Source organism: Acinetobacter sp. YH12226, assembly GCF_013417805.1.
Taxonomy (GTDB): Bacteria; Pseudomonadota; Gammaproteobacteria; order Pseudomonadales; family Moraxellaceae; genus Acinetobacter.
This window is the reverse complement of record NZ_VPDG01000001.1, coordinates 153846-175662: the sequence shown is the minus strand read 5'-3', so window position 1 is coordinate 175662 and position 21817 is coordinate 153846. Positions and strand designations below refer to the sequence as shown.

The following is a 21817-nucleotide window of genomic DNA, read 5'->3' as shown; positions in this document are numbered from 1 at the left end:
AGCCAGTTCGGACAGACAAAGACGGCCGTTTTTCCAACAAACTTATTGTGGTCGGGTATGGACTTAGACTTGAGATATATAAGTCTGATGTGTCTTGTCTCGCACTAAATAAGCGGTTGCATCCTGCTCAGGAAGCGGTTTGGAAAATAAGTAACCTTGGGCAATATCACAGTCTAAATCACGTAGATATTCTAGCTGCTCTTCAGTCTCGATCCCTTCTGCGACCACAGTCATGCCCATGGCTTTACCCATGGCCACCATGGCACTGACAATCGCTGCCTGTTTGTTTTCCCCAATCTTGCAAACAAAACTGCGATCAATTTTTAGAGTATCAATCGGAAAATCAGCAAGATAGGAGAGAGAGGAATAACCTGTACCAAAATCATCCAGAGCAATATGAATATGTCGCTGTTTAATCTCATTCAACAGATTTTTGACCGCTTCCGAATTTTCGATTAAAGAAGATTCAGTAATTTCCAGTTCCAGGCTGGCGCCAGAAATATGGTTATCTGCAATGGCTTGGTCCAAATCATCGAGCAATTGACCACGACGCAATTGCTGTGCCACGATATTGACTGATACACAAATATGATTAAAGCCCAGATCATTCCATTGGCGAATCTGTTTAGCGGCCTGCTGGATCACTAGGCGGCCAATGTCTGAAATCAGGCTGGTCTGTTCCGCTAAGGGGATAAACAGCCCTGGTGCAATAATGCCTTTTTCTGGATGGTTCCAGCGAATCAGCGCTTCAAAGCCATAAATGCTTTGATCGCTGAAATTGATTTTTGGCTGATAATACACCACCAGTTCATTATTCTGGATCGCTTTACGCAGATCCCGTTCCAGAAAAACCCCTTTGTTCTGTAATGAATGATTTTCACTGGAATAAAAGTGAATAGTATTGCCGCCAAGATTTTTGGCTTCGTTCAATGCCTGTTCGGCGCAATTATTTAAATAATCCAGCTGACGGCCATGATCAGGATAGAATGCCACGCCCATGGACAGGGTAATCACATGATCCTGACCGTAAATATTGAATGGTCTGCTAAAGGCCTGAGCGATGCGTTCACAATGGTGTTGAACTGAAGGGCGAATATGTGAGATTTCATAGAGAATCGCAAAATCATCACCATTTAGATGTGCCACAAATAGCGCTTCTGCATTGGTCATCCGCAGCCGCTGCGCCACCTGGCGTAAAAGTTCATCACCGCCGTTATTGGACAGGTATTCATTTAATGGGCGGAAACGGTCGATGTTAAGCCGAATCACAGCCATCTCTTTAATAGAGTCTTTTTGCGAAACCAGATACTGATGTAGCTGATAGTTATAGTAGAAGCGGTTCGGTAAGTCAGTCAGCGTGTCATAATTTTCTAGATAGGATAGACGCTGTTCCTGTAATTTACGTTCAGTCAGATCTGAGACAATGCCAATATAATGGGTAATCCGGCCTTCATCATCAGTCACGGCATTAATATGCAGCCATAAGGTCGACTCTTTGCCAGACAGAAATTTGGCATAAACCTCTCCATCATAAGAGCCAATCTTTTGAATCTGTTTGACAATATTGGCCTGAAAAGTACGTTGCTGGGATTTATTTTGCACCGCAATATCAAATAAGGATTTACCGATAATTTCGTCACGCTCAAAACCGCTCAGGTATTCGTAGTGAGGATTGATATCGATATAATCCAAATCAGGATTCAGAATGAAAATGCCTTCCGCAGCCTGTTCCAGTACACTGGCCACCAGCTTTAAACGTTCCTGAGACAGACGTTCCTGCTGGATATCACGACGGATGCCGACCATGCGCAAGGGTTTTTTATTTTTAGGATCACGACTGATCACCCGACCAATATCATGCACCCAACTCCAGCCACCTTCACTGAGCTTGATCCGGTAAGTGGCATCATAGCGTTCAATCTGGCCACGCAGATGTTGTTTCATATTGCGCTTAAAATAGTCCAGATCTTCGGGGTGAATCAGATACTGTAATTGCAAATGGTGGTCTTTGGAATTGCGCAGAATCTTTTCGTCTTTATGATTGGTTAAGGTGATGCTGCGCTCTTGAATATTCCAGTCCCATGGCCGAATACCGGCAATTTCATGTGCAAGTTTTAGATTCTGCTGCTGATTCTTCAGGTCATGATTGATCTGTTCAATATCATAGGTACGTTCCCGTACTTTTTGCTCCAGCAATTGGTTACTGAGCTGTAATTGCTGTTCAATATCTTTGGATTTATTGACTTCAGTTTTGAGTTGCTGGCACAGTTCATCAGTCCAATGCACTTGCTGTTCTGCATTTTTCACCAAAATATCATTTTCCGCATACAGACGTGAGGTGCGGCTGTGAATTCGATAACTACTTGTCGCGCACAGCAGAATCACTATGAGCGCAAAGTTTAAGGCCAGACCAAAAAAGGGATTGGAATGACCGACATGGTCAAGCTGCGACAGTAAAAAAGGGAATAAGGACGGCAAAAAGACCAGACAAAAATAGCTCAGTTTCTGGGTCAGGTAGGTCAGGCCAAATGCTTGGCTTACAATCAGCAACAAGGCAGACAAGGTCAGTGCTTCAATATCTTCAAATACAGGATTGGCCTGCGGCAAATAGTAATAAATTGTATAAATACCGGCCGCGATACAGCTTCCGACTGCAAGGCTCTGCATCTGTAACCAGCGGTGCGCGCTTTTCTGATTATATTGTTCGGGTTTGAAATACAGCGTATTCACCAGCCAGCACATGCTGACCAGAAGTTCTGTCAGAATAAACCAGGTATTGAAATACGTATTAGAAGGACTATATTGAATGTGATAAATACAAAAAATATAGAGGCAAATCACCATGATACTGAGCAAAAAATAGCGACTATGGCGAAGCGTATTCGCAATTTGAGCATCATGCAAATGCTGCTGAATATAGTCGTCCTGATTATCAACCATGTGATTCAATGCCTGTATTCATCCTAAACGGTTTTCGTCCTTGTACATTGTTATTATAGAAACTCCAAGAAGTGTGTGAAATCAATTAATAAATGTTTATTATTCTTTAGTCGAGATTAGATGCCTTAAAAATAAAAATCAACAAAATTAAAGGCAAATTTTTACTCATCCGATGAATTAAAGCACATAATTTAAAATTGACAGAGCAACAACAGGAGCGGTTTCGGTACGCAGGACACGCTCGCCTATACACCAGTTGAGAAAACCTTTTTGATTTGCGGTACTAATTTCCGCCTCACTCAGGCCACCCTCAGGGCCGATCAATAGGACAAGATCCAAGGTCGCCTCTGCCAGTACATCTGTTTCATCTTTATTGGGTGCCAAAACCAGTTTGGTGTTGGGTAGTTCAGTATCCAGCCATTTTTCAAGTGAGATTGGCGCTAAAATTTTAGGAACAATATTCAGACCACATTGTTCACAAGCCGCAATAGCAATGCCTTGCCAGTGATCTAGTTTTTTCTGGTCGCGATCATACTTTAAACGCATTTCACAACGATCCGAAGTCAGCAGCTGAATTTCGGAAACGCCCAGTTCGACTGCTTTCTGAATCGCATAATCCATACGGTCGCCTTTACTCATCACCTGACCGAGCAAAGCCTGGAACTTTGGTGTGCGATTGGCAGGATTAAATGCATTGACCGAGACGGTGGCTGATTTTTTATCAACCTCGGTTAAAGTCACGTCATATTCGCCACCCTGTCCATTGAACAGGGTCGCGCTTTCACCGACTTGCGCGCGTAAAACCTTTACCCAATGATGAAATACAGTTTCCGTAAGCTCAAGGCTGACATCAATAGTTAAATCAGCATCTATATAAAAACGTGGCATTGATCGTTCTACTCAAAAAATCGGTGAAATAAAGGGCTTAAGCTAAACCAAGATCGGTGACCAGCTGACGGGTCGGGTCAGTAGTATTCATGGTGTAGAAATGCAAGCTTGGCGCACCACCTGCAAGTAGACGCTCACAGAATTTAACCACAACTTCATGGCCAAAGGCTTTAATGCTGGCAGTATCGTCACCATAAGTTGCCAGTTGCTTGCGAATCCAGCGTGGAATTTCAGCACCGGTACCATCAGCAAAGCGAATCAGGTTGCTGGAATTGGTAATTGGCATGATGCCTGGCGCAACCGGAATATCGATTCCTGCTTTCTGGATACGATCTACAAAGTAAAAGTAAGCATCTGGATTGAAGAAGAACTGGGTTAAAGCGGCATTGGCACCGGCCTGAACTTTTTCAACAAAGTGCTGAATGTCTTTGTCAAAGCTTTCTGCCTGTGGATGCATTTCCGGATAAGCTGCGACTTCAATTTTAAAATGATCGCCTGAATGTTCGCGGATAAAGCGAACCAGATCAGCTGCATAAGGTAATTCACCCAAACCTACTTGGCCTGAAGGCAAGTCACCACGCAGGGCAACAATACGGTTAATGCCTTGAGATTTGTACAGGTCTAGAAGTTCAGCAATACGTGCTTTGTCATCGCCAATACAAGACAAGTGAGGGGCAACAGGTGCGCCTTTGCCATTAAAGTCATTGATAGTAGACAGGGTGCGTTCACGAGTGGAACCACCAGCACCATAGGTCACAGAGAAGAACTCTGGATTTAAGAGTTGTAGCTCTTGATGCACAACTTTGAGTTTTTCCGCACCTACATCAGTTTTGGTCGGGAAGAATTCAAATGAAATTGGAATCTGTTTAGACATGTTCAAATCCTTTTTATAAATACTTTTTAATTAGTTTTACCTCTCCTAAATCCTCTCTTGCGCTGAGCTTCAAAGCAGTGCTTTAAGCACGCTCAGGAGAGGATTTACCCTCGATGACATACATTTGGTAATGAATGTTCCCTCTCGCTATGGGAGAGGGTTAGGGAGAGGGTGGAGTTTAATTAGTATTTATAAGCATCAGACTTGAATGGACCTTCAACTTGAACGCCTAAGTAATCCGCTTGTTCTTGAGTCAATTGAGTCAAGACACCACCGAAACCAGCAACCATCGCAGCAGCAACTTCTTCATCTAATTTCTTAGGAAGAAGTTCTACACGAATTTGTGCAGCTTTTTCAGATTCTGGAAGATCAGCAAATTTCTCAGCGAATAAATGCATTTGACCCAATACCTGGTTGGCAAATGAACCATCCATAATACGTGATGGGTGACCAGTCGCATTACCAAGGTTCACCAAACGGCCTTCAGAAAGAAGGATCAGGTAATCATTTTCATTTTCTGAACGATACACCTGGTGTACTTGAGGTTTAACTTCAACCCACTTGTAACCACGTAGGTAAGCTGTATCAATTTCAGTATCAAAGTGACCGATGTTACAAACAACTGCGCCAGCTTTTAATGAATCAAGCATTGCAGCGTCACATACGTGGTAGTTACCTGTTGTAGTTACGATAAGGTCAGTGTTTTGAAGAAGGTCAACATTGATGTCTTCTTTCTTGCCAGTTTGCACGCCATTTTTGTATGGAGATACAACTTCGTAACCGTCCATGCATGCTTGCATTGCGCAGATTGGATCAACTTCAGTTACGCGTACAATCATGCCTTCTTGACGAAGGGATTGCGCAGAACCTTTACCTACGTCACCATAACCGATCACAAGTGCACGACGGCCAGATAAAAGCATATCTGTACCACGTTTGATTGCATCGTTCAGTGAGTGACGGCAACCGTATTTGTTGTCGTTTTTAGACTTGGTTACTGAATCGTTTACGTTGATTGCAGGAACTTTTAAAGTGCCATCACGAAGCATTTCATACAGACGTTGAACACCTGTCGTTGTTTCTTCAGTTACACCGTGAATTTTTTCAATCACTTCTGGGTATTTTTCATGAACAAGTAGTGTTAAATCACCGCCATCGTCAAGAATCATGTTGGCATCCCAAGGCGTGCCATTTACATTGATTTGTTGTTCAAGACACCACATGTATTCTTCTTCAGTTTCGCCTTTCCAGGCAAACACGGGAATGCCCGCAGCAGCGATTGCAGCAGCAGCATGGTCTTGAGTCGAGAAGATGTTACATGACGTCCAACGAACTTCAGCACCCAATTCAACTAGCGTTTCAATTAAAACGGCAGTTTGAATGGTCATGTGGATACAGCCGAGAATTTTCGCGCCTGCAAGCGGTTTTGCTGCTGAGTAGCGTTTACGCAGACCCATTAGGGCTGGCATTTCAGCTTCAGCAAGTTTGATTTCTTTACGGCCGTAATCAGCAAGTGAAATATCAGCAACTTTGTAATCTGTAAATGAAGCAGTAACCGCGTTCATCAGGATCTCCTAGGAAAAAATAGATTGGATCGTTCTGTTCGCGGATGCCGTTGTTGATCAGAACGAATGTCTGACCGATGGTCGAGCCTAGCGATTTTACATTTAGTGCCTGTAAAACGTCGCAGCATCCCTCGACTAGCGCAGTATTGTACTTGGAAATTGATTTTGTTCCAATCCTAAATTGATTAATATCTGACTAATAAGAAAATTTTGAGAATAAACTATGACTGATGGTTTTGAGTATGCAATCAAAGACTGGGCTGAAATTAAGGATAATTATGAGAATGGCAATTTAATTATTGGTAATGGGGCGAGTGTTGCTTTGCATCAAAAATTTCGTTTTGATTCTTTAAAAGAAGAGGCTGAAAAATTAAGACTTTTTAATGATGATATATCTAAACTTTTTATTGAGTTTGATACATCTGATTTTGAATTAATTTTACGATTGGTTTGGCATGCGAAGTTAATAAATAAGCATTTGGGAATAGTTGATCAAAAACTTGATTCAGCTTACGAAAATATAAAACAAGCTCTTATTAAAGTGGTGAAGGAAGTTCATTGTGAACATTCTGATATCGCGGATCAATTACCTCAGCTATATCAATTTACAAAACAATTTAGAACAGTAGTCTCCCTTAATTACGATTTAATCCTGTATTGGATTTTAATGTATGGAAATAGAAATGAAGATGGGCATAGATTTAAAGATTGTTTTCAAGGTAGCGGGTTATTTAGAAATAATTGGCAAGATTTGAGAAATCCTATTCGTAAGGAAAAAGAAGTAACTTTGAGTCTTTATCAACATGGTAATTTATCTATTTTCAGAGATGCAAAAAATACCGAAACTAAAGTTCAAAGAGGGGATTTTGAGGGTTTGTTAGAAGTTATTACTTCACAATGGGAAGATAATAAAATTCCTTTATTTGTTGCCGAGGGTACGGGAACTAAAAAGCTTGAATCTATAAAAAGTAGTTCCTATTTGAGTACTATTTTCTATGAAGTTCTACCAGATTTAATAACTCAAAAAGCTAATTTAGTCATTTATGGCTGGAGCTTAGGCAAGCAGGAATCACATTTGGTAAAGCAGATATTTAAGAACAAACAATCAGGTAAGGTGGCTATTTCTATATTTCAAAATAATCAGGAAGAGTGCCATCGAATTTATCGGCTTATAAAAAATGAAAAAGCAGCTCCAAATATCGAAATAGAATTTTTTGACAGCCAAAGTTCAGGTTGTTGGAATAATCCTTAAAAAAAAAGCCCATCATCTGATGGGCTTTTTTTTACTTATTTAGCTTCAGCAGCATCTGCTTTTTGAGTCCAGAACTCAGCCTGTTCTTCATTGCCATCTACGCCTAAACCATTGGCATAAATAAATGCAAGATCACGCATCGCCTGAACTTCGCCCCATTCCGCAGCCTGTTTTACCAAAGCAATCGATTTTTCGACGTCTTTTTCAATTACATCGCCACGACGGTAAAAACCTGCCAGCTCCAAAGTCGCAGCAGGGTGCTTCTCGATATTGGCCTTGCTTAACCAGTAATAGGCTAACTCAAAGTGAGCTTTGGATTCTTCAGGATCTTTTTCTGCTAACTCTTTGGCATAAACGGTATAACCTTCACCTAACCAGTACATTGCATCCACCAGCCCGCCGTTGGCAGCTTTCAACGCCCATTCTTCAGCAAGAATGATGTCATCATCATGCTCGCTTTGCATATACAGTTCAGCCAGTTCAAATTGCGCTTCAGCATTGCCGGCTAAGGCAAGATTGGTCAGGGCAGCAGGGGGAGAAACACGCTGGGTCATATCAACATCTCAAAAATATTGTGTGTAGACTAAAAGGTTTAAAGCAAAAAAGCCAATCCGAAAGTCAGCTTTTTAAAGAGATTGGTCAATCAAATGATTAGATCAAGCAAAGAATCCCTGAGATCGAGGCGATGAACACACAGAACATTACGATCACTTTAATTCTACTTGCCAGATAACTCAGGCTTAAGCCGACCACCAGTGCTGCAAAAGTCAGACTACCCAGCCAGTAACTGATCATATTGCTGATAGCTCCTGTACACAGGCACAGAATCAGGGCGAGTATGAGCAATACCCAACCGAGAATAGTCGCAAGTTGTGTTTTTGCAGGGTTGAGTTCTGTGTCAAAAATTTGTTTTTGATGTTTGGACATCGACGTTGCAAGCGCAAAGAAACCCAGTGAAGTTAAAGCCCAAATCAGTAAGAAAAACATCATGACTGATTCTCCTTGAGAGCAACCTTGGCTTTTTTAGGCGACAAGCCTTTATGGTTTTTCACTTTTTTAAATGAAAACCAGAACAAGATCGCAAGCACCCACATCGCTAGATCAAAAGAAGCAATGACCCATTGACCATGCATAATGGTGTTCCAGATCGCCTGACCGCCGGTCAGAAAATTGACGATTGGGAGTAAGGCAAATGTCCCAGTTGCAAGCATGAGAAGCTCTAGCCAAGCTTGTCGATGACTGCGAATCATGGCATACAGTAAAGTCAGTAACCAGACAATAAAGAAGCTACGTATTTCCCAGTTCAGACGCATGTCCATGTCTGCCGGAATAAAACGGTTGGCATAGAAATAGGCAGCACAGGCAACAGGTAAACCAATAATGGCAGCGATATTGGTGACTTCCACAAGACGATAACCAAACGATTTATAGCCTTGCTTCTGTTGCTGTGGTGCACGTTTGACACACCATAGAATCAAGCCGGTGGCAATCATCAAGGTGCCGACCACGCCCGACATGAACAATAACCAGCGTAACGCCAGATCCACGCCACGTGCTTCATGTAGTGTGGTGAACATGTTATAGATACCATTTGCGACTGAAGGCGTTTTCAGGGTGGTTTGATCCGGCTCTAAATCACCGGTCACACCATTGAAAGCAAGGCTCGGATAAACATTACGATAAGCTACGCTGACTCCGTTTAAGGCACGAAGCTCAATTTCTGCTTTTAGGGTATTTGGCTGGATGATAGTAATCGTGCCAACTGGATTATTTTTCCATTCTTTTTCGGCTGTTGCCAAGATCGGAGCCAGATCGGTTAACGGTGCAGGAGGTGCAGCTTGCATTTCATCACGAGAGCGGCGACCTTCACTGCGTGCAGACATTTCACCGCGCTCGCCACGATTTTCTCTCTCAGCTTGCGGTCGACGTTCTTTGCTCTCACTATGGCTTTCACGGGATTCAGCCTGAATACTGTTGTCTTGAACCAAACTCTTACGTTGATCCTGAAGGAAAGCACCACGATTTTCATAAATCTGGTTTACGCCCCAGGGCATGAGGGTAAAAAGCAATAATAATAAGCCACTGAAGGTAATCATGATGTGAAAGGGCAGGGCAAATACCGCAGTAGCATTGTGTGCATCCAGCCAGGAACGCTGACCTTTGCCGGGACGGAAAGTAAAAAAATCCTTGAAAATTTTCTTATGGGTAATGACACCGCTGATGATTGCCACCAGCATGAGCAGGGTCGCAACGCCGACCATCCAGCGCGCCCAGATTCTTGGCAAACCATACAATTCAAAGTGGAAACGGTATAAGAATGAACCACCGCGTGTTTCACGCGCTTGCAAAACTTCGTCGGTGGCGCTGTCAATCGTCACGCGGGTACCGCCACGACGGGCACGCGGATCTTCGCCGGCACTACGAATAGTCAGGGTGGTAGTATTTTGGCGTGAGTTAGGAAGCTGGATTGCCCAGCTGCCAGCATCCGGATGGTGCTGTTGCAGATAAGCCAGTGCCACACGGGTTTGTTCGATTTGAGTCTTTGGTGGAACTGATTGATGAAATTCCGGTTTCATCCAGACGGTAATTTCGTTCTGGAAAAAGCTTAAGGTTCCGGTCAAGAAAATCGCATATAAAAGCCAGCCTAAAATCAGACTGGCCCAGGTATGCAACCACGACATCGACTGGCGTGGACCTTCGGGTTTTGCATCTACTCTCATCTCAATTTCCTAAAAGCTTATAGGCGATATAGAGTAAAACACCGGGAATCGCGATCCCGAGCGTAGCTTTGAGCGTCTTATTCACCATAAATACCCAGATAAATGCAGCAGCATTCAAGCTAAAGCCAATCAGGGTGGCGGACATGGCTGCACTGCTTCCACTGTCGATAAAAAGCTGGGCAATCACGATCGTTGCCAGTGTAGCCAGTAGATAACCGCCAGCACCCGCCAGAATAAAGCGATATAAAATCATCCCACGATAAGCCAGCATACTTGCTTTGACTTTATTTTTGCTTGATGGTTTCGGTGCAGTAACTGTTCCAGTCGCTATGGCTTGCATATTCGGACTATTCATCATCGAAAATTCTATTTACAAACTTATGAAGTAATTAATGATAATGATAACAATTATTGTTTAGATTTTAAATATTGGTTGTTGAACTATTTATATGAAAAATAAGTAAAACTGGAAGTTAGGTTAAAAAAGAGAGGGGGAAGGGAATTAAAAAAGATCAAAATGTAAGGCTTGAAAATAAAAACAGCGGCTCGAAGGCCGCTGTCTAAACTTCATTTATTCACGATTAGTCTTGCTGAATACCTGCAACCACCCAGTCCTGATTTGAACCTGCTGGTTTGGTGAAATGCCAGATTTCTGCGAACGGTTGCGGCAAGCTGTTTAAGTCTTCGCTTACCGTACCTGTAAAGCGTACGCTGACAATATACTGGCCATTGTCAGTCGATGAGTCGACGACCATCGCATTCAGATTTGAAAACTCGGCAACATCCTGATCCTGATTGCTCATGATGTCGTTATACATTGACTGATAAAGTTCAGGAGTCAGATAACGCTGAATTTCAGAAATGTTGCTTGCTGTATTCATGGACTGAATATGGTTAAAACGCTGACGCGCTACACGCAAGAATGCTGCAGGTTCAGTACCATCCGGTAACTGGCTGCCACTTTGGGTATAAGCTGCACCAAAAGGCGCGTTATTTACCGGAGCAGAACCGAACGGAGCATTGTTGCTTGACGTTTGACCACCCACATTCTGACCAAAAATATTGGTACTGTCACCACCGCGAGGTGCAGTCGGTGCCTGACCAAAAGGTGCTGTATTACCAGCACCGCTATTTGGTGCGTATGGGTTAGAAGCTACTTTTTTTTTTGCGCCCATCTTACGGAAAATGAAGAAGGCAACAGCAGCAGCAAGAAGGATCCAGATCCAGCCTGGAATACCACCTTTTTCCTCTTCGGCTTGAGCAGCCTGAGCTTCAGATGCTGCTACACTTTGATCATCCGCCAAGGCATTGGCAGCAACTGCACCAATCGCAGCACCGGCTACACCCGCGGCAACCATGCCGCCGACACCCGGACCGGATTTTTGCTGGGTTGCAGCACCGGCAACTGGCGCTTGTTGAGCAGGCGCAGCTTGACGAGGTTGTTGATAAGATTGAGTAGGTTGTGCAGAACGTTGCATGCCGTGACTTTTACCGCCACCGGCACGTTTTGCTTCAGCTGCAAAAGGCGCAACCAATAAAACTGCTGTCAAGATACCTGTGATCAAACCGCGCTGTCGAACTTCCATTCATTTTTCCTATGAGAATAAAACCTGTTTGTACAGTCTATTTATATAGGCTTTGTGTGGAATTTCAATTAAAAATCTGTATTTTTTTGCTCTTTGTACGAAATGAGCCGGTTTACAGTTAATTGAGTCCATCACTCAGCGCCATTGCCTCGCTCAAGGCTTCATGTAAACGCGCAACTGCAATAATTTGCACGCCCTCGATGGATTTTTGCGGTGCATTGCCGCGAGGGACAATAATGTATTTAAAACCATGTTTAATCGCTTCTTTCAGCCGTTCCTGACCGTTCGGCACAGGGCGAATCTCTCCAGACAGTCCGACTTCCCCAAAAACCGCCAGCTGTTGCGGTAAGGCTTTGCCACGAATGCTGGAAGCGCAGGCGAGAAGTACCGCCAAATCCGAACCTGTTTCGGTAATTTTCAATCCACCGACAATATTGACATAAACATCCTGGCCGGAGGTTTGCACACCACCATGCCGATGCATGACTGCAAGGAGCATATTTAGACGGTTCTGATCCAAACCAAGCGCTACGCGTCTTGGTTGGCCATGTGCATCATCGACCAGTGCCTGAACCTCAACCAGTAGCGGGCGCGTACCTTCGCGGCTGATCATTACAATCGAACCGGGAATCGCTTCATCATAACGGCTTAAAAAGATGGCTGAAGGATTGGAAACTTCGCGCAGACCTTTATCGGTCATGCCGAACACACCGAGCTCATTGACCGCACCAAAACGGTTTTTGACCGCTCGGATCATCCGGTAACGTGAATCCGACTGGCCTTCAAAATACAGCACACAGTCCACCATATGTTCCAGTACACGTGGGCCGGCCAGTGCGCCTTCTTTGGTTACATGACCGACCAGAAACAAAGACGTGCCACTATTTTTGGCAAAACGGGTCAACAAGGCCGCTGATTCACGAATTTGTGAGACACCACCTGGTGCAGATTGCAGGGTTTCGGTGTACAGGGTTTGGATCGAGTCCAGGATTGCCACCGCAGGACGTTGCTGGGCCAGTACTTCACAAATACGTTCGACGCAGGTTTCTGCCATGACTTTGAGCTGGTCGGTCGGCAGATCCAGACGCTGGGCACGTAAAGCCACCTGAGACAAGGATTCCTCACCGGTCACATACAGGGCCGGATTTTTGGCAGATGCCATGTGTGTGGCTGTTTGTAGCAAGATGGTAGATTTACCAATCCCGGGATCACCGCCGATCAGGACCACCGACCCGGTTACCAGTCCGCCACCCAAGACCCGGTCAAATTCGCTGATACCCGTTGGTAGACGGGTTTCATGAGAGACTGAGACCTGATTTAAAGTCGTGATGCTGGACGCCTGGCCTGCATATCCACCACTGATTTTTGGCTGGGCGCGATGCGTCACTGCCGGTGCAATGGTCACCTCAACCAGGCTATTCCATTCCCCGCATTCAGAACACTGCCCCGACCATTTTGGATGATCGGCACCACATTGTTCACAACGATACACACTTTTTGCTTTAGCCATATTTGAAGATGAAGCGATTGAAATTGAGTGACAGCATAGCGGTGAATGCTATCGAAAACCAAGCCTTTCACCTGAAAAATCATGGTTTTTACGACAAGGTTTGTCGCTTTTATTTATGCTGATTTGAATACTGTGCGGTAACGCCGTCTATAATGCCCGTCTTGTTATGCTGGAATGGAACAGATCTTGTCACAATTGCTGAAACATATTGATGCGATCGCACGTGAAAAAAACCGTGATGTGTTATTTGTGCATTTTGATCATTATGTACATCCAGATCGGGATGCAAACTCGGTTCGCCAAATGTTAATCGGCTGGCTAGAGCAACAGGGGATTGTGTATATGCCGTGTTTAGGTGTGGATCAAACCGTCCATAGTGAAATCTACCTGGGTGGGCTTTATCTGGATGTACCTTTTGATCTGCATCATAAAACCTATCAAAAACTGAGTGAGTATCTGGAAGATGAACAGGGCAATATGAAAATTGAAGGCATTCAGTTTTTTGTTTTATCTTTAGGACTGGCACTGGAACTTGAATCTGAGTGGGACAAGCTGGCTTGTAGTGGTTTACGTTGCTAAAATTTCATAATGAAAAATGGGAAAACTGAAGTATAAAAAAGCCACGATTTACGTGGCTTTTTTATATGTGAATTGAATATTTACACAACTTATCAATTAATAAAGTTCACCAGATTTACGTCTTGCAATGAAGTCTTTCGACTCTTTGGCAATAACACCAGACAGAAGTAATAAGCCAATCAGGTTTGGAACCGCCATCAGGCCGTTGAAGGTGTCGGCAAATAGCCAGACCAGATCCAGTGTGGCCACACAGCCAATGAAAACTGTAGCAATGTAAATGATACGGTAAGGCAGTACGAATTTTTCACCGAGTAAATAGGTGGCACATTTTTCTCCGTAGTAGCTCCAGCCTAAAATGGTGGAATAGGCGAAGAAAATAATACCGAAAGTGACCACCCAACCACCGACACCCGGCAGCAGTTTGTCGAACACGCCGATAGTCAGTACCGCACCGGTTTGATCTCCGAATGAATTACCGGCCATGATATAACCCATCACCAGGACAATACCGGTAATTGAACAGACAATAATCGTATCAATAAAGGTACCGGTCATGGATACCAAACCTTGACGGGCCGGATGATCGGTTTTTGCCGCTGCGGCAGCAATCGGCGCAGAACCCATGCCGGCTTCGTTGGAGAATACACCACGTGCCACACCATAACGAATCGCCGCACCAATCGCACCGCCCACTGCAGCTTCACCGGTAAATGCATAGGTGAAGATCATTTTTAGTGCCGGCACGACCAGTTCCAGATTATTAAAAATAATAATCAGACCGCCAGCCACATAACCCACCGCCATAATCGGCACGATCACAGAAGAAGCTTTGGAAATCGATTTAATCCCGCCCAAAATCACCAGTGCTGAAAAGGCAGTGATAATGATCCCCGTCATCCAGGTTTCGATGCCCAAGCTGTTTTCAACCGCCAGTGCTACAGTATTCGACTGTACTGAACTGCCGATTCCAAAAGAAGCCAGTGTCCCGAACAAGGCAAAAATCAGTGCCAGCCATTTCCATTTCAGACCACGCTCGATGTAGTACATCGGACCACCCGACATTTCACCATTTTCATTTTTGACTCGGTATTTGACTGCCAGAACACCTTCGCCATATTTGGTGGCCATACCAAACAGGGCGGTCATCCACATCCAGAACACGGCGCCCGGACCCCCGAGGACACATGCAGTGGCTACGCCGGCAATGTTACCGGTACCAATCGTGGCAGAGAGTGCGGTCATGAGTGAAGCGAATTGGGAAATGTCCCCTGAGTGGTCAGGATGCTTGCCAAAGACCTGTTTGAAGGCTAGGGGCAACATGCGGAACTGCCAGAACAATAAACGGAAGGTGAGGAAGATCCCGGTACCAACAATCAGTACCAGCATATAAGGGCCCCACACCCAGCCGCTTAAAGTTTCCATTAAACTTTGTAAATTTTGCATAAAATTCTTCTTATTGATCCATGTCTGTGTAGTTCGAGGTATTGATTAAAAAGCAATTGCTATGCCAGATGCATTCATCCTGAATGCATAAATTGGCTGAATAGTGTTCTATTTTTTACACAGTTTTAAAAATTTGACAAGAAATTACTGGAATATCGCAGGTCAAAAATAAAGCAGAAATGTAACTGTAGAGCGATATAAGAAAAATAAATTAACTTCTTCAATTAATAAGGAAATACAAATGATGCAAATTTTATTTTTGTATTCAGCATTTTTTACGTTAATTTGTCGCGAGTAAAACTCAAAGTTGTAATTAATAATGTCAGAAAAATATAACAATTCGTCGGCAGAGCACGGTGAATTAAAGCGGAGTTTGTCCAATCGGCACCTACAGTTAATTGCCATTGGGGGCGCCATCGGAACTGGCCTGTTTATGGGGTCGGGTAAAACCATCAGTCTCGCAGGTCCTTCGATTCTGGTGATCTATATGATCATCGGTTTTATGGTCTTTCTGGTGATGCGTGCATTGGGTGAACTGTTACTCTCCAACTTGCAATATAAATCTTTTATTGATTTTGCCACGGATTTGATCGGGCCTTGGGCCGGATACTTTGTTGGCTGGACCTACTGGTTGTGCTGGATTACCATCGGGATCGCGGATCTGTCAGCCATTATTTACTATCTGCAATTCTTCAATAATGGCTTGCCCTTTAGCCCTGAAGAAGGCGTAATGATCAGTGTTGCCGCGATTGTGTTTATCATGGGGCTGAATCTGGTCACGGTAAAACTGTTTGGAGAAATGGAATTCTGGTTTGCCCTGGTCAAAATTATCGCTATTGTGGTGCTGATTGCCGTTGGTCTGTGGATGGTATTTACCGGCTTTACCAATGATGTCGGTACGGTCGCATCCTTTAGTCATATCTGGGAGCATGGCGGTTTGTTCCCGACGGGTGCCATGGGCTTCCTGGCCGGTTTCCAGATTGCAATCTTTGCCTTTGTCGGGGTAGAGCTGGTGGGTACTACCGCGGCTGAAACCAAAGATCCGGAAAAGAACCTACCAAAAGCGGTGAACTCTATTCCGATCCGTATCATTATTTTCTATGTATTGGCACTGCTCATTGTGATGTCAGTGACACCGTGGAACCAGATTGATCCGAATGTATCACCGTTTGTGAACCTGTTCAGTCAGGCTGGCATTGCAGCGGCTGCGATCATCATGAACCTGGTGGTATTGTCCTCGGTGATGTCATCGATGAACAGTGGCGTATTCTCGACCAGCCGTATGCTGTTTGGCCTGTCGCGTGAAGAGCAGGCACCGATGGCTTTTGGTCGTCTGAACCGTCGCGCAGTGCCTGCCAATGCCTTGTATTTCTCGGCGGTGTGTTTGTTGCTGGGTGCAGCACTTCAGTATTTTGTTCCGGATACCGTTCGGGCCTTTACCTTGGCCACGACTTTATCCACGATTCTGTTTATTTGTGTCTGGATCATCATTATCTGGAGCTATATTGTGTATTACGAAACACGTCCAGAGTTGCATGCTAAATCGACCTTTAAGCTGCCAGGTGGTGTAGTGACTTGTTGGGTCGTGATTATTTTCTTCCTAAGCATGATCGTGGTCTTGGCGCTGGAAGAGGATACCCGCCAGGCACTGATGATCAGTCCGATCTGGTTTATCCTGTTAATCATTGGCTATTTTGTTTTCTATAAACAGAAACATAAATAAACCTTATCAATAAAAACGTCAGCGATCTGCTGGCGTTTTTTTTTGTCTAAAGATACTCTCTAGCGTTTAACGCTTGGGTCATGCCGAATGATCGCGTTATACTTCATCGAAACTATTACATTAGGTGGTCAGATGCGCCAAGTCATTTGCTACATCAGTATCTTAGCGACGGGTCTTGCTCTTGCAAGTTGTGGACAGTCAGGTGCTTTGCACTTGCCGAATGATCCAAATTACGACAAGCGTGCCAAGTATCTGTTATACAAAAATACTGAAACTGAGCCTAAAGCGTCCGATGAAGAACGCGAGGCACCTGTGCAACAACAGTTTGCTGCACCTACCGATTCAGACGTTAAAACCACACCATAACGCTTTCACAGAAAGGATACCTTCATGAGTTTCACCCGCATTAATGGGGTATTGCACGCTGAGCAATGTTCATTACAACAGCTCGCGGAGCAATTCGGCACACCACTCTATGTTTATTCTAAAGCCACTTTGGAAAAGCATTTTTTAGATATGGACCGTGCTTTTAACTTCATCGATCATCAAATCTGTTTTGCGGTAAAGTCCAACTCTAATCTTGCGGTATTGAATGTATTGGCCAAACAGGGTGCCGGTTTTGATATTGTGACCGGTGGTGAATTGGCCCGTGTGCTGAAAGCCGGTGGTGAGCCTTCGAAAATCGTATTTTCCGGTCTGGGTAAATCTGAAGCGGATATCAAAAAAGCGCTAGAAGTCGGGATTGCCTGCTTTAACGTAGAATCTTATGCCGAGCTGGATCGTATCCAGAAAGTTGCAGCTGAATTAAATGTCAAAGCGCCGATTTCATTGCGTGTAAATCCGGATGTCGATGCCAAAACCCATCCTTATATTTCAACTGGCTTAAAAGAAAATAAATTCGGTATTCCGTCTGATAGCGTGTTTGAAACCTATCAATATGCGGCGTCATTGCCAAATCTGGATGTGGTCGGGATTGACTGCCATATTGGTTCACAGCTGACTGAAACCCAGCCATTTGTGGATGCACTGGATCGTGTCATTGTCATGATCGACCAGTTAAAAGAGCTGGGCATTCACCTCAAACACATCGATATCGGTGGTGGTCTGGGTGTGACGTATAAAGATGAAACCCCGCCGTCAGTTGAAGAATATGCCAATGCGCTACGTCCGGCTTTAGAAAAGTTGGGCTTGAAAGTGTATATGGAACCGGGACGTAGTATTTCTGCTAATGCAGGTGTGCTGCTGACTAAAGTGGATCTATTAAAACCGACCAATCACCGTAATTTCGCGATTATTGATGCTGCGATGAATGACCTGATTCGTCCTGCTTTATATGAAGCATGGATGGACATTCAATCTGTTACACCTCGTACCGATGTCGAAACGAAAGAATGGGATGTCGTGGGCGCAATTTGTGAAACTGGTGATTTCCTGGGTAAAGAGCGTGAGCTTGCGATCAAGGAAAATGATGTGCTGGCAGTACTCGGTGCAGGTGCGTATGGTTTTGTGATGAGTTCAAATTACAACAGCCGTGGCCGTGCTGCTGAGGTAATGGTCGATGCTGATCAGGCACATTTGATTCGTGAACGTGAGACGATTGAATCACTTTGGGAACGTGAGCGTTTATTGCCTTAAGGATAAATCAGGATGTTATTAGAATTTACCAAGATGCATGGTCTGGGCAATGACTTTATGGTGGTTGATCTGATCAGCCAGCGTGCTTATTTAGACACTTTGACCATTCAGCGTTTGGCCAATCGTAACTTTGGCATTGGTTTTGATCAACTCTTGGTGGTTGAGCCACCCGATGTCCCAAGTGCAGACTTTAAATATCGGATTTTTAATGCCGATGGTTCAGAAGTGGAACAATGTGGCAATGGCGTGCGCTGTTTTGCCAAATTTGTACATGATCGTCAGCTCACGACCAAAACCAAAATCAAGGTACAAACCAAATCTGGTATTGTAGAGCCGGAATTGGGTGCGAATGGTTGGGTACGGGTCAATATGGGTTATCCAAAATTTTTGCCTCAGGAAATTCCATTTGTAGCTGATGCGCCGGAGAGCCTGTATGACATCGATCTTGCTGGCGGTGAAAAGCTGACCATTGATGTGGTCAATATGGGGAATCCACATGCGGTGACAATCGTACCGGATGTGATTGCTGCCGATGTCGCACGTATTGGTCCACAAGTTGAATCACATGCGCGCTTCCCGGCACGAGTCAATGCTGGCTTTATGCAGATCATTGATGAAAAACATGCACGTTTACGTGTGTACGAGCGTGGTGTAGGCGAGACCTTAGCTTGTGGTACAGGTGCCTGTGCTGCCGCAATTTCAGGTATGCGTCGTGGTCTGCTGTCGAGCAAAGTGGAAGTTGAACTGGCAGGCGGCAAGCTGCAAATTGAATGGAAAGAAGGTGATGTGGTCTGGATGACCGGACCAACGGCGACCGTGTATGAAGGACGTCTGGATTTACGTTATTTCCAGGGTTAAGCTTGGTTCCGCTTGAGAAAAAAGCACTGTCTGATCGATGGTGCTTTTTTTATGCTAGGATGGGAAAAACCGTAGAATTTGAACGAGATGACTAAGCTTGTGTTCCTGCCGGGTGCTTCAGGAAGCCAGCACTTTTGGCAGCCATTAAGAGCAGCATTAACCGAATATACAGATCAGCAAGTCATTGCCTATCCGGGCTTTGATGGCGTAGCACCAAATTTGGCCATTCAAAACCTGTATGATCTGCAAGAATTCGTGAAAGAAAAAATTGAGGATGATTCCATTCTGATTGCCCAGTCTATGGGCGGTGTCTTGGCCGTTGGGTTGGCACTCAATCATCCGCAGAAAGTCAAAGGGCTGGTATTGTTGGCGACATCTGGTGGCTTGAATTTGCAATCATTTCATTGTGCAGATTGGCGAACAGATTATCATGAACATTTTAAAACAGCACCGGACTGGTTTGTACAAGACCAAACTGAATTTAGCCGCATTCAGCTTGAAAGTCTTGACATTCCGATCTTACTGATCTGGGGCGATCATGATCCTTTAAGTACTGTTCAGCTTGGACAATACTTGGCAGGAATTTTTAAAAATGCAAAATTGCATATTATCCAAGGTGGAGATCATTTCTTTGCCAATTCTCATGCAAATCAGGTTGCAATGCTGATTCAAGATTATTTGGAGCAACTCTAAATGGAGCAAGCAGTGATTGTCCCACCTCAACTCTTGCTTAACATGTGGCTGAAAGAACGGGAAATCCAGAACCAGTCCAAACATACCTTGCAGGCCTATGAGCGTGATGTTTCGGATTTTTTAGAGTTTTGCCAGCGTGAACAGCTCAATTTAAACGATGTAGAAGCCACCGATTTACGCCAGTTTCTGGCTGAAAAAGTCGAACAGTATCAGCTGAGTCCCAGCAGTCTGCAACGTATGCTCTCGGCCATTCGCCAGTTTATGAAATGGGCTGAGCAGGCACAGCATATGGTTTTTAATCCTGCGGATGATTTTCAGTTAAAACGTCAATCGCGTCCTTTGCCGGGCATGGTGGATATTGAAACCATCAACCAAATTATTGATCAGCCTGCGCCTGAAAATGAAATACAACAGCAAATGTGGCTCCGGGACAAAGCGATGTTAGAATTGCTTTATTCCAGTGGGCTGCGTCTGGCAGAACTGCAAAGCCTGAGAATTAAAGATATTGATTTCAACCGGCAGTTATTACGCATTACTGGTAAAGGCAATAAAACCCGGATAGTGCCTTTCGGTTCCAAGGCCAAAGATAGCGTGATGGCTTGGTTGCAAGTCTATCCCTTATGGAATGGCGATTTTGTACCGGAGGCGAATGTATTTATTACCCAGAAAGGCAATCCGCTCGGTGCACGACAAATTGAAAATCGGGTCAAGTTTCAGGCGCAGCGCGCAGGCGTGAATGTAGATTTACATCCGCATTTGTTAAGACATTGTTTTGCGAGTCACATGTTATCGAATAGCCGGGACTTACGAGCCGTGCAGGAAATGCTGGGACACAGTAATTTAACCACCACGCAAATTTATACCCATGTTGATTTTGACCATCTGGCCCAGATTTATGATCAGGCCCATCCGCGTGCGCAGCATAAAGAAGATTGATCATGTGCCCAGTTTTAAAGAATAAAAATCATGAAAATTGTATTTTTGGCACAAAACTTTCATATATAAACCTTAAAATGGAATTGAACTGAACATTGGCGTTCGGGTAAGCATTTCACTATTGTCTTATTCGTTAAATGCGCCATTTCAGGTATAACAATAAATACTATTTAATATTTAAAATGAAATATTGCTGAGCAGCGTCTCAGCATTTGACCGATGGGAGGTGACATGGACACACTGGTAATTGCAGATATAGAGCAAAAATATGCACAGTTAAGTGAAGCTCAAAAAGAAATGTTTGCAGGTTATGGTTTGCGACAAATCAAGCATTTTGTGGACATTAGCTTACCCAATCTTGAAGCGACCTTACCTGAAGGCGCCATCATTCAAGGGATTAATGCCGATGGAAAAGTTCAGGCCTTTAATGCGGCGACTAGGCAATACTATTTATGGATTTCTGATTTGCAATGGCAATTGTCGAATCGTGCGACCCAGGCAGTCGATTTAAAAGAAGATGCGATTGCAATTTGGCAAATTTTTGAATTGGCAGACTATGAGCTGGTAGATTTAAGCCATGTACATCGTGATTTTTTAGCACAAGAAACTGAGTAA

The 21817-nt window shown here is 44.2% G+C and carries 20 protein-coding genes; 9 read left to right on the top strand and 11 right to left on the bottom strand.

Going from position 1 to position 21817, the window contains the following annotated elements; all coding sequences use genetic code 11:
- Positions 1-63 precede the first annotated feature (63 nt).
- From FTV08_RS00845 to ahcY, 4 genes are all read right to left on the bottom strand, one after another.
- Complete coding sequence (locus FTV08_RS00845) at positions 64-2940, bottom strand: bifunctional diguanylate cyclase/phosphodiesterase (protein WP_180086274.1); 2877 nt, start codon at positions 2938-2940, stop codon at positions 64-66.
- A 177-nt stretch (positions 2941-3117) separates the two neighbouring features.
- Positions 3118-3828 (bottom strand): 16S rRNA (uracil(1498)-N(3))-methyltransferase, encoded by a 711-nt coding sequence (locus FTV08_RS00840; RefSeq protein WP_005103922.1) that lies wholly within the window; start codon positions 3826-3828, stop codon positions 3118-3120.
- Between the two features lie 37 nt (positions 3829-3865).
- Positions 3866-4702: a methylenetetrahydrofolate reductase [NAD(P)H] gene (gene metF / locus FTV08_RS00835; RefSeq protein WP_005103921.1), complete on the bottom strand. Its 837-nt coding sequence runs from the start codon at positions 4700-4702 to the stop codon at positions 3866-3868.
- A gap of 182 nt (positions 4703-4884) precedes the next feature.
- A complete protein-coding gene (gene ahcY / locus FTV08_RS00830; protein ID WP_005103920.1) occupies positions 4885-6267 on the bottom strand; it encodes an adenosylhomocysteinase in 1383 nt (460 codons plus the stop codon).
- Positions 6268-6490: 223 nt separating this feature from the next.
- On the opposite strand from ahcY, the gene FTV08_RS00825 reads away from it, so the two are divergent.
- Complete coding sequence (locus tag FTV08_RS00825; protein WP_257221133.1) at positions 6491-7519, top strand: DUF4917 family protein; 1029 nt, start codon at positions 6491-6493, stop codon at positions 7517-7519.
- Positions 7520-7554: 35 nt separating this feature from the next.
- Here the strand turns inward: FTV08_RS00825 and FTV08_RS00820 are convergent, their stop codons facing one another.
- The 6 genes from FTV08_RS00820 to radA all read right to left on the bottom strand — a co-directional run bounded on the left by FTV08_RS00820 (position 7555) and on the right by radA (position 13335).
- On the bottom strand, positions 7555-8073 hold the full coding sequence (locus tag FTV08_RS00820; RefSeq protein WP_180086272.1) for a tetratricopeptide repeat protein: 519 nt from the start codon (positions 8071-8073) through the stop codon (positions 7555-7557).
- A gap of 97 nt (positions 8074-8170) precedes the next feature.
- Positions 8171-8509, bottom strand: coding sequence for a DUF3325 domain-containing protein (locus FTV08_RS00815; protein WP_180086270.1), 339 nt, complete (start codon positions 8507-8509; stop codon positions 8171-8173).
- A complete protein-coding gene (locus FTV08_RS00810; protein ID WP_180086268.1) occupies positions 8506-10239 on the bottom strand; it encodes a PepSY domain-containing protein in 1734 nt (577 codons plus the stop codon). Before FTV08_RS00810 ends, FTV08_RS00815 begins: the two co-directional genes overlap by 4 nt.
- A gap of 1 nt (position 10240) precedes the next feature.
- Entirely contained in the window at positions 10241-10597 is a 357-nt protein-coding gene (locus tag FTV08_RS00805) for a hypothetical protein (RefSeq protein WP_016807069.1), read from the bottom strand.
- Between the two features lie 223 nt (positions 10598-10820).
- Positions 10821-11825, bottom strand: a complete 1005-nt coding sequence (locus FTV08_RS00800; protein ID WP_004731819.1) for a Tim44 domain-containing protein — start codon at positions 11823-11825, stop codon at positions 10821-10823.
- A 118-nt stretch (positions 11826-11943) separates the two neighbouring features.
- Positions 11944-13335 carry a DNA repair protein RadA gene (radA, locus tag FTV08_RS00795; RefSeq protein WP_180086266.1) on the bottom strand — a complete coding sequence of 464 codons (1392 nt, stop codon included), beginning with the start codon at positions 13333-13335 and terminating at the stop codon, positions 11944-11946.
- Between the two features lie 174 nt (positions 13336-13509).
- On the opposite strand from radA, the gene FTV08_RS00790 reads away from it, so the two are divergent.
- Entirely contained in the window at positions 13510-13914 is a 405-nt protein-coding gene (locus tag FTV08_RS00790) for a hypothetical protein (RefSeq protein WP_180086264.1), read from the top strand.
- A gap of 96 nt (positions 13915-14010) precedes the next feature.
- Here FTV08_RS00790 and FTV08_RS00785 read toward each other — a convergent pair whose 3' ends face one another.
- Entirely contained in the window at positions 14011-15357 is a 1347-nt protein-coding gene (locus FTV08_RS00785; protein WP_180086262.1) for a sodium:alanine symporter family protein, read from the bottom strand.
- Between the two features lie 319 nt (positions 15358-15676).
- On the opposite strand from FTV08_RS00785, the gene FTV08_RS00780 reads away from it, so the two are divergent.
- From FTV08_RS00780 to FTV08_RS00750, 7 genes are all read left to right on the top strand, one after another.
- Complete coding sequence (locus FTV08_RS00780; RefSeq protein ID WP_180086260.1) at positions 15677-17080, top strand: amino acid permease; 1404 nt, start codon at positions 15677-15679, stop codon at positions 17078-17080.
- A gap of 132 nt (positions 17081-17212) precedes the next feature.
- Positions 17213-17446, top strand: a complete 234-nt coding sequence (locus FTV08_RS00775) for a lipoprotein (protein ID WP_005252493.1) — start codon at positions 17213-17215, stop codon at positions 17444-17446.
- Between the two features lie 24 nt (positions 17447-17470).
- Positions 17471-18715, top strand: coding sequence for a diaminopimelate decarboxylase (lysA, locus tag FTV08_RS00770; protein WP_044111425.1), 1245 nt, complete (start codon positions 17471-17473; stop codon positions 18713-18715).
- A 12-nt stretch (positions 18716-18727) separates the two neighbouring features.
- Positions 18728-19573: a diaminopimelate epimerase gene (dapF, locus tag FTV08_RS00765; protein ID WP_004645716.1), complete on the top strand. Its 846-nt coding sequence runs from the start codon at positions 18728-18730 to the stop codon at positions 19571-19573.
- 87 nt (positions 19574-19660) lie between these two features.
- Entirely contained in the window at positions 19661-20266 is a 606-nt protein-coding gene (locus FTV08_RS00760) for an alpha/beta fold hydrolase (protein WP_180086258.1), read from the top strand.
- The gene (gene xerA / locus FTV08_RS00755; RefSeq protein WP_180086256.1) at positions 20267-21202 is read left to right on the top strand and encodes a site-specific tyrosine recombinase/integron integrase; all 936 of its coding nucleotides are present in this window, start codon (positions 20267-20269) and stop codon (positions 21200-21202) included.
- 231 nt (positions 21203-21433) lie between these two features.
- On the top strand, positions 21434-21817 hold the full coding sequence (locus tag FTV08_RS00750) for a hypothetical protein (protein WP_004645713.1): 384 nt from the start codon (positions 21434-21436) through the stop codon (positions 21815-21817).

Excerpts from the sequence above, each read along its gene's own strand:
- FTV08_RS00810 (WP_180086268.1), bottom strand. The coding sequence starts at position 10,239 with ATGAGAGTAGATGCAAAACCCGAAGGTCCACGCCAGTCGATGTCGTGG.
- FTV08_RS00805 (WP_016807069.1), bottom strand. The coding sequence starts at position 10,597 with ATGATGAATAGTCCGAATATGCAAGCCATAGCGACTGGAACAGTTACT.
- FTV08_RS00760 (WP_180086258.1), top strand. The coding sequence starts at position 19,661 with ATGACTAAGCTTGTGTTCCTGCCGGGTGCTTCAGGAAGCCAGCACTTT.
- FTV08_RS00780 (WP_180086260.1), top strand. The coding sequence starts at position 15,677 with ATGTCAGAAAAATATAACAATTCGTCGGCAGAGCACGGTGAATTAAAG.
- dapF (WP_004645716.1), top strand. The coding sequence starts at position 18,728 with ATGTTATTAGAATTTACCAAGATGCATGGTCTGGGCAATGACTTTATG.
- FTV08_RS00845 (WP_180086274.1), bottom strand. The coding sequence starts at position 2,940 with ATGGTTGATAATCAGGACGACTATATTCAGCAGCATTTGCATGATGCT.
- FTV08_RS00775 (WP_005252493.1), top strand. The coding sequence starts at position 17,213 with ATGCGCCAAGTCATTTGCTACATCAGTATCTTAGCGACGGGTCTTGCT.
- FTV08_RS00815 (WP_180086270.1), bottom strand. The coding sequence starts at position 8,509 with ATGATGTTTTTCTTACTGATTTGGGCTTTAACTTCACTGGGTTTCTTT.
- FTV08_RS00840 (WP_005103922.1), bottom strand. The coding sequence starts at position 3,828 with ATGCCACGTTTTTATATAGATGCTGATTTAACTATTGATGTCAGCCTT.
- ahcY (WP_005103920.1), bottom strand. The coding sequence starts at position 6,267 with ATGAACGCGGTTACTGCTTCATTTACAGATTACAAAGTTGCTGATATT.
- FTV08_RS00800 (WP_004731819.1), bottom strand. The coding sequence starts at position 11,825 with ATGGAAGTTCGACAGCGCGGTTTGATCACAGGTATCTTGACAGCAGTT.
- FTV08_RS00750 (WP_004645713.1), top strand. The coding sequence starts at position 21,434 with ATGGACACACTGGTAATTGCAGATATAGAGCAAAAATATGCACAGTTA.
- FTV08_RS00785 (WP_180086262.1), bottom strand. The coding sequence starts at position 15,357 with ATGCAAAATTTACAAAGTTTAATGGAAACTTTAAGCGGCTGGGTGTGG.
- radA (WP_180086266.1), bottom strand. The coding sequence starts at position 13,335 with ATGGCTAAAGCAAAAAGTGTGTATCGTTGTGAACAATGTGGTGCCGAT.
- metF (WP_005103921.1), bottom strand. The coding sequence starts at position 4,702 with ATGTCTAAACAGATTCCAATTTCATTTGAATTCTTCCCGACCAAAACT.
- FTV08_RS00825 (WP_257221133.1), top strand. The coding sequence starts at position 6,491 with ATGACTGATGGTTTTGAGTATGCAATCAAAGACTGGGCTGAAATTAAG.
- lysA (WP_044111425.1), top strand. The coding sequence starts at position 17,471 with ATGAGTTTCACCCGCATTAATGGGGTATTGCACGCTGAGCAATGTTCA.
- FTV08_RS00790 (WP_180086264.1), top strand. The coding sequence starts at position 13,510 with ATGGAACAGATCTTGTCACAATTGCTGAAACATATTGATGCGATCGCA.
- FTV08_RS00820 (WP_180086272.1), bottom strand. The coding sequence starts at position 8,073 with ATGACCCAGCGTGTTTCTCCCCCTGCTGCCCTGACCAATCTTGCCTTA.
- xerA (WP_180086256.1), top strand. The coding sequence starts at position 20,267 with ATGGAGCAAGCAGTGATTGTCCCACCTCAACTCTTGCTTAACATGTGG.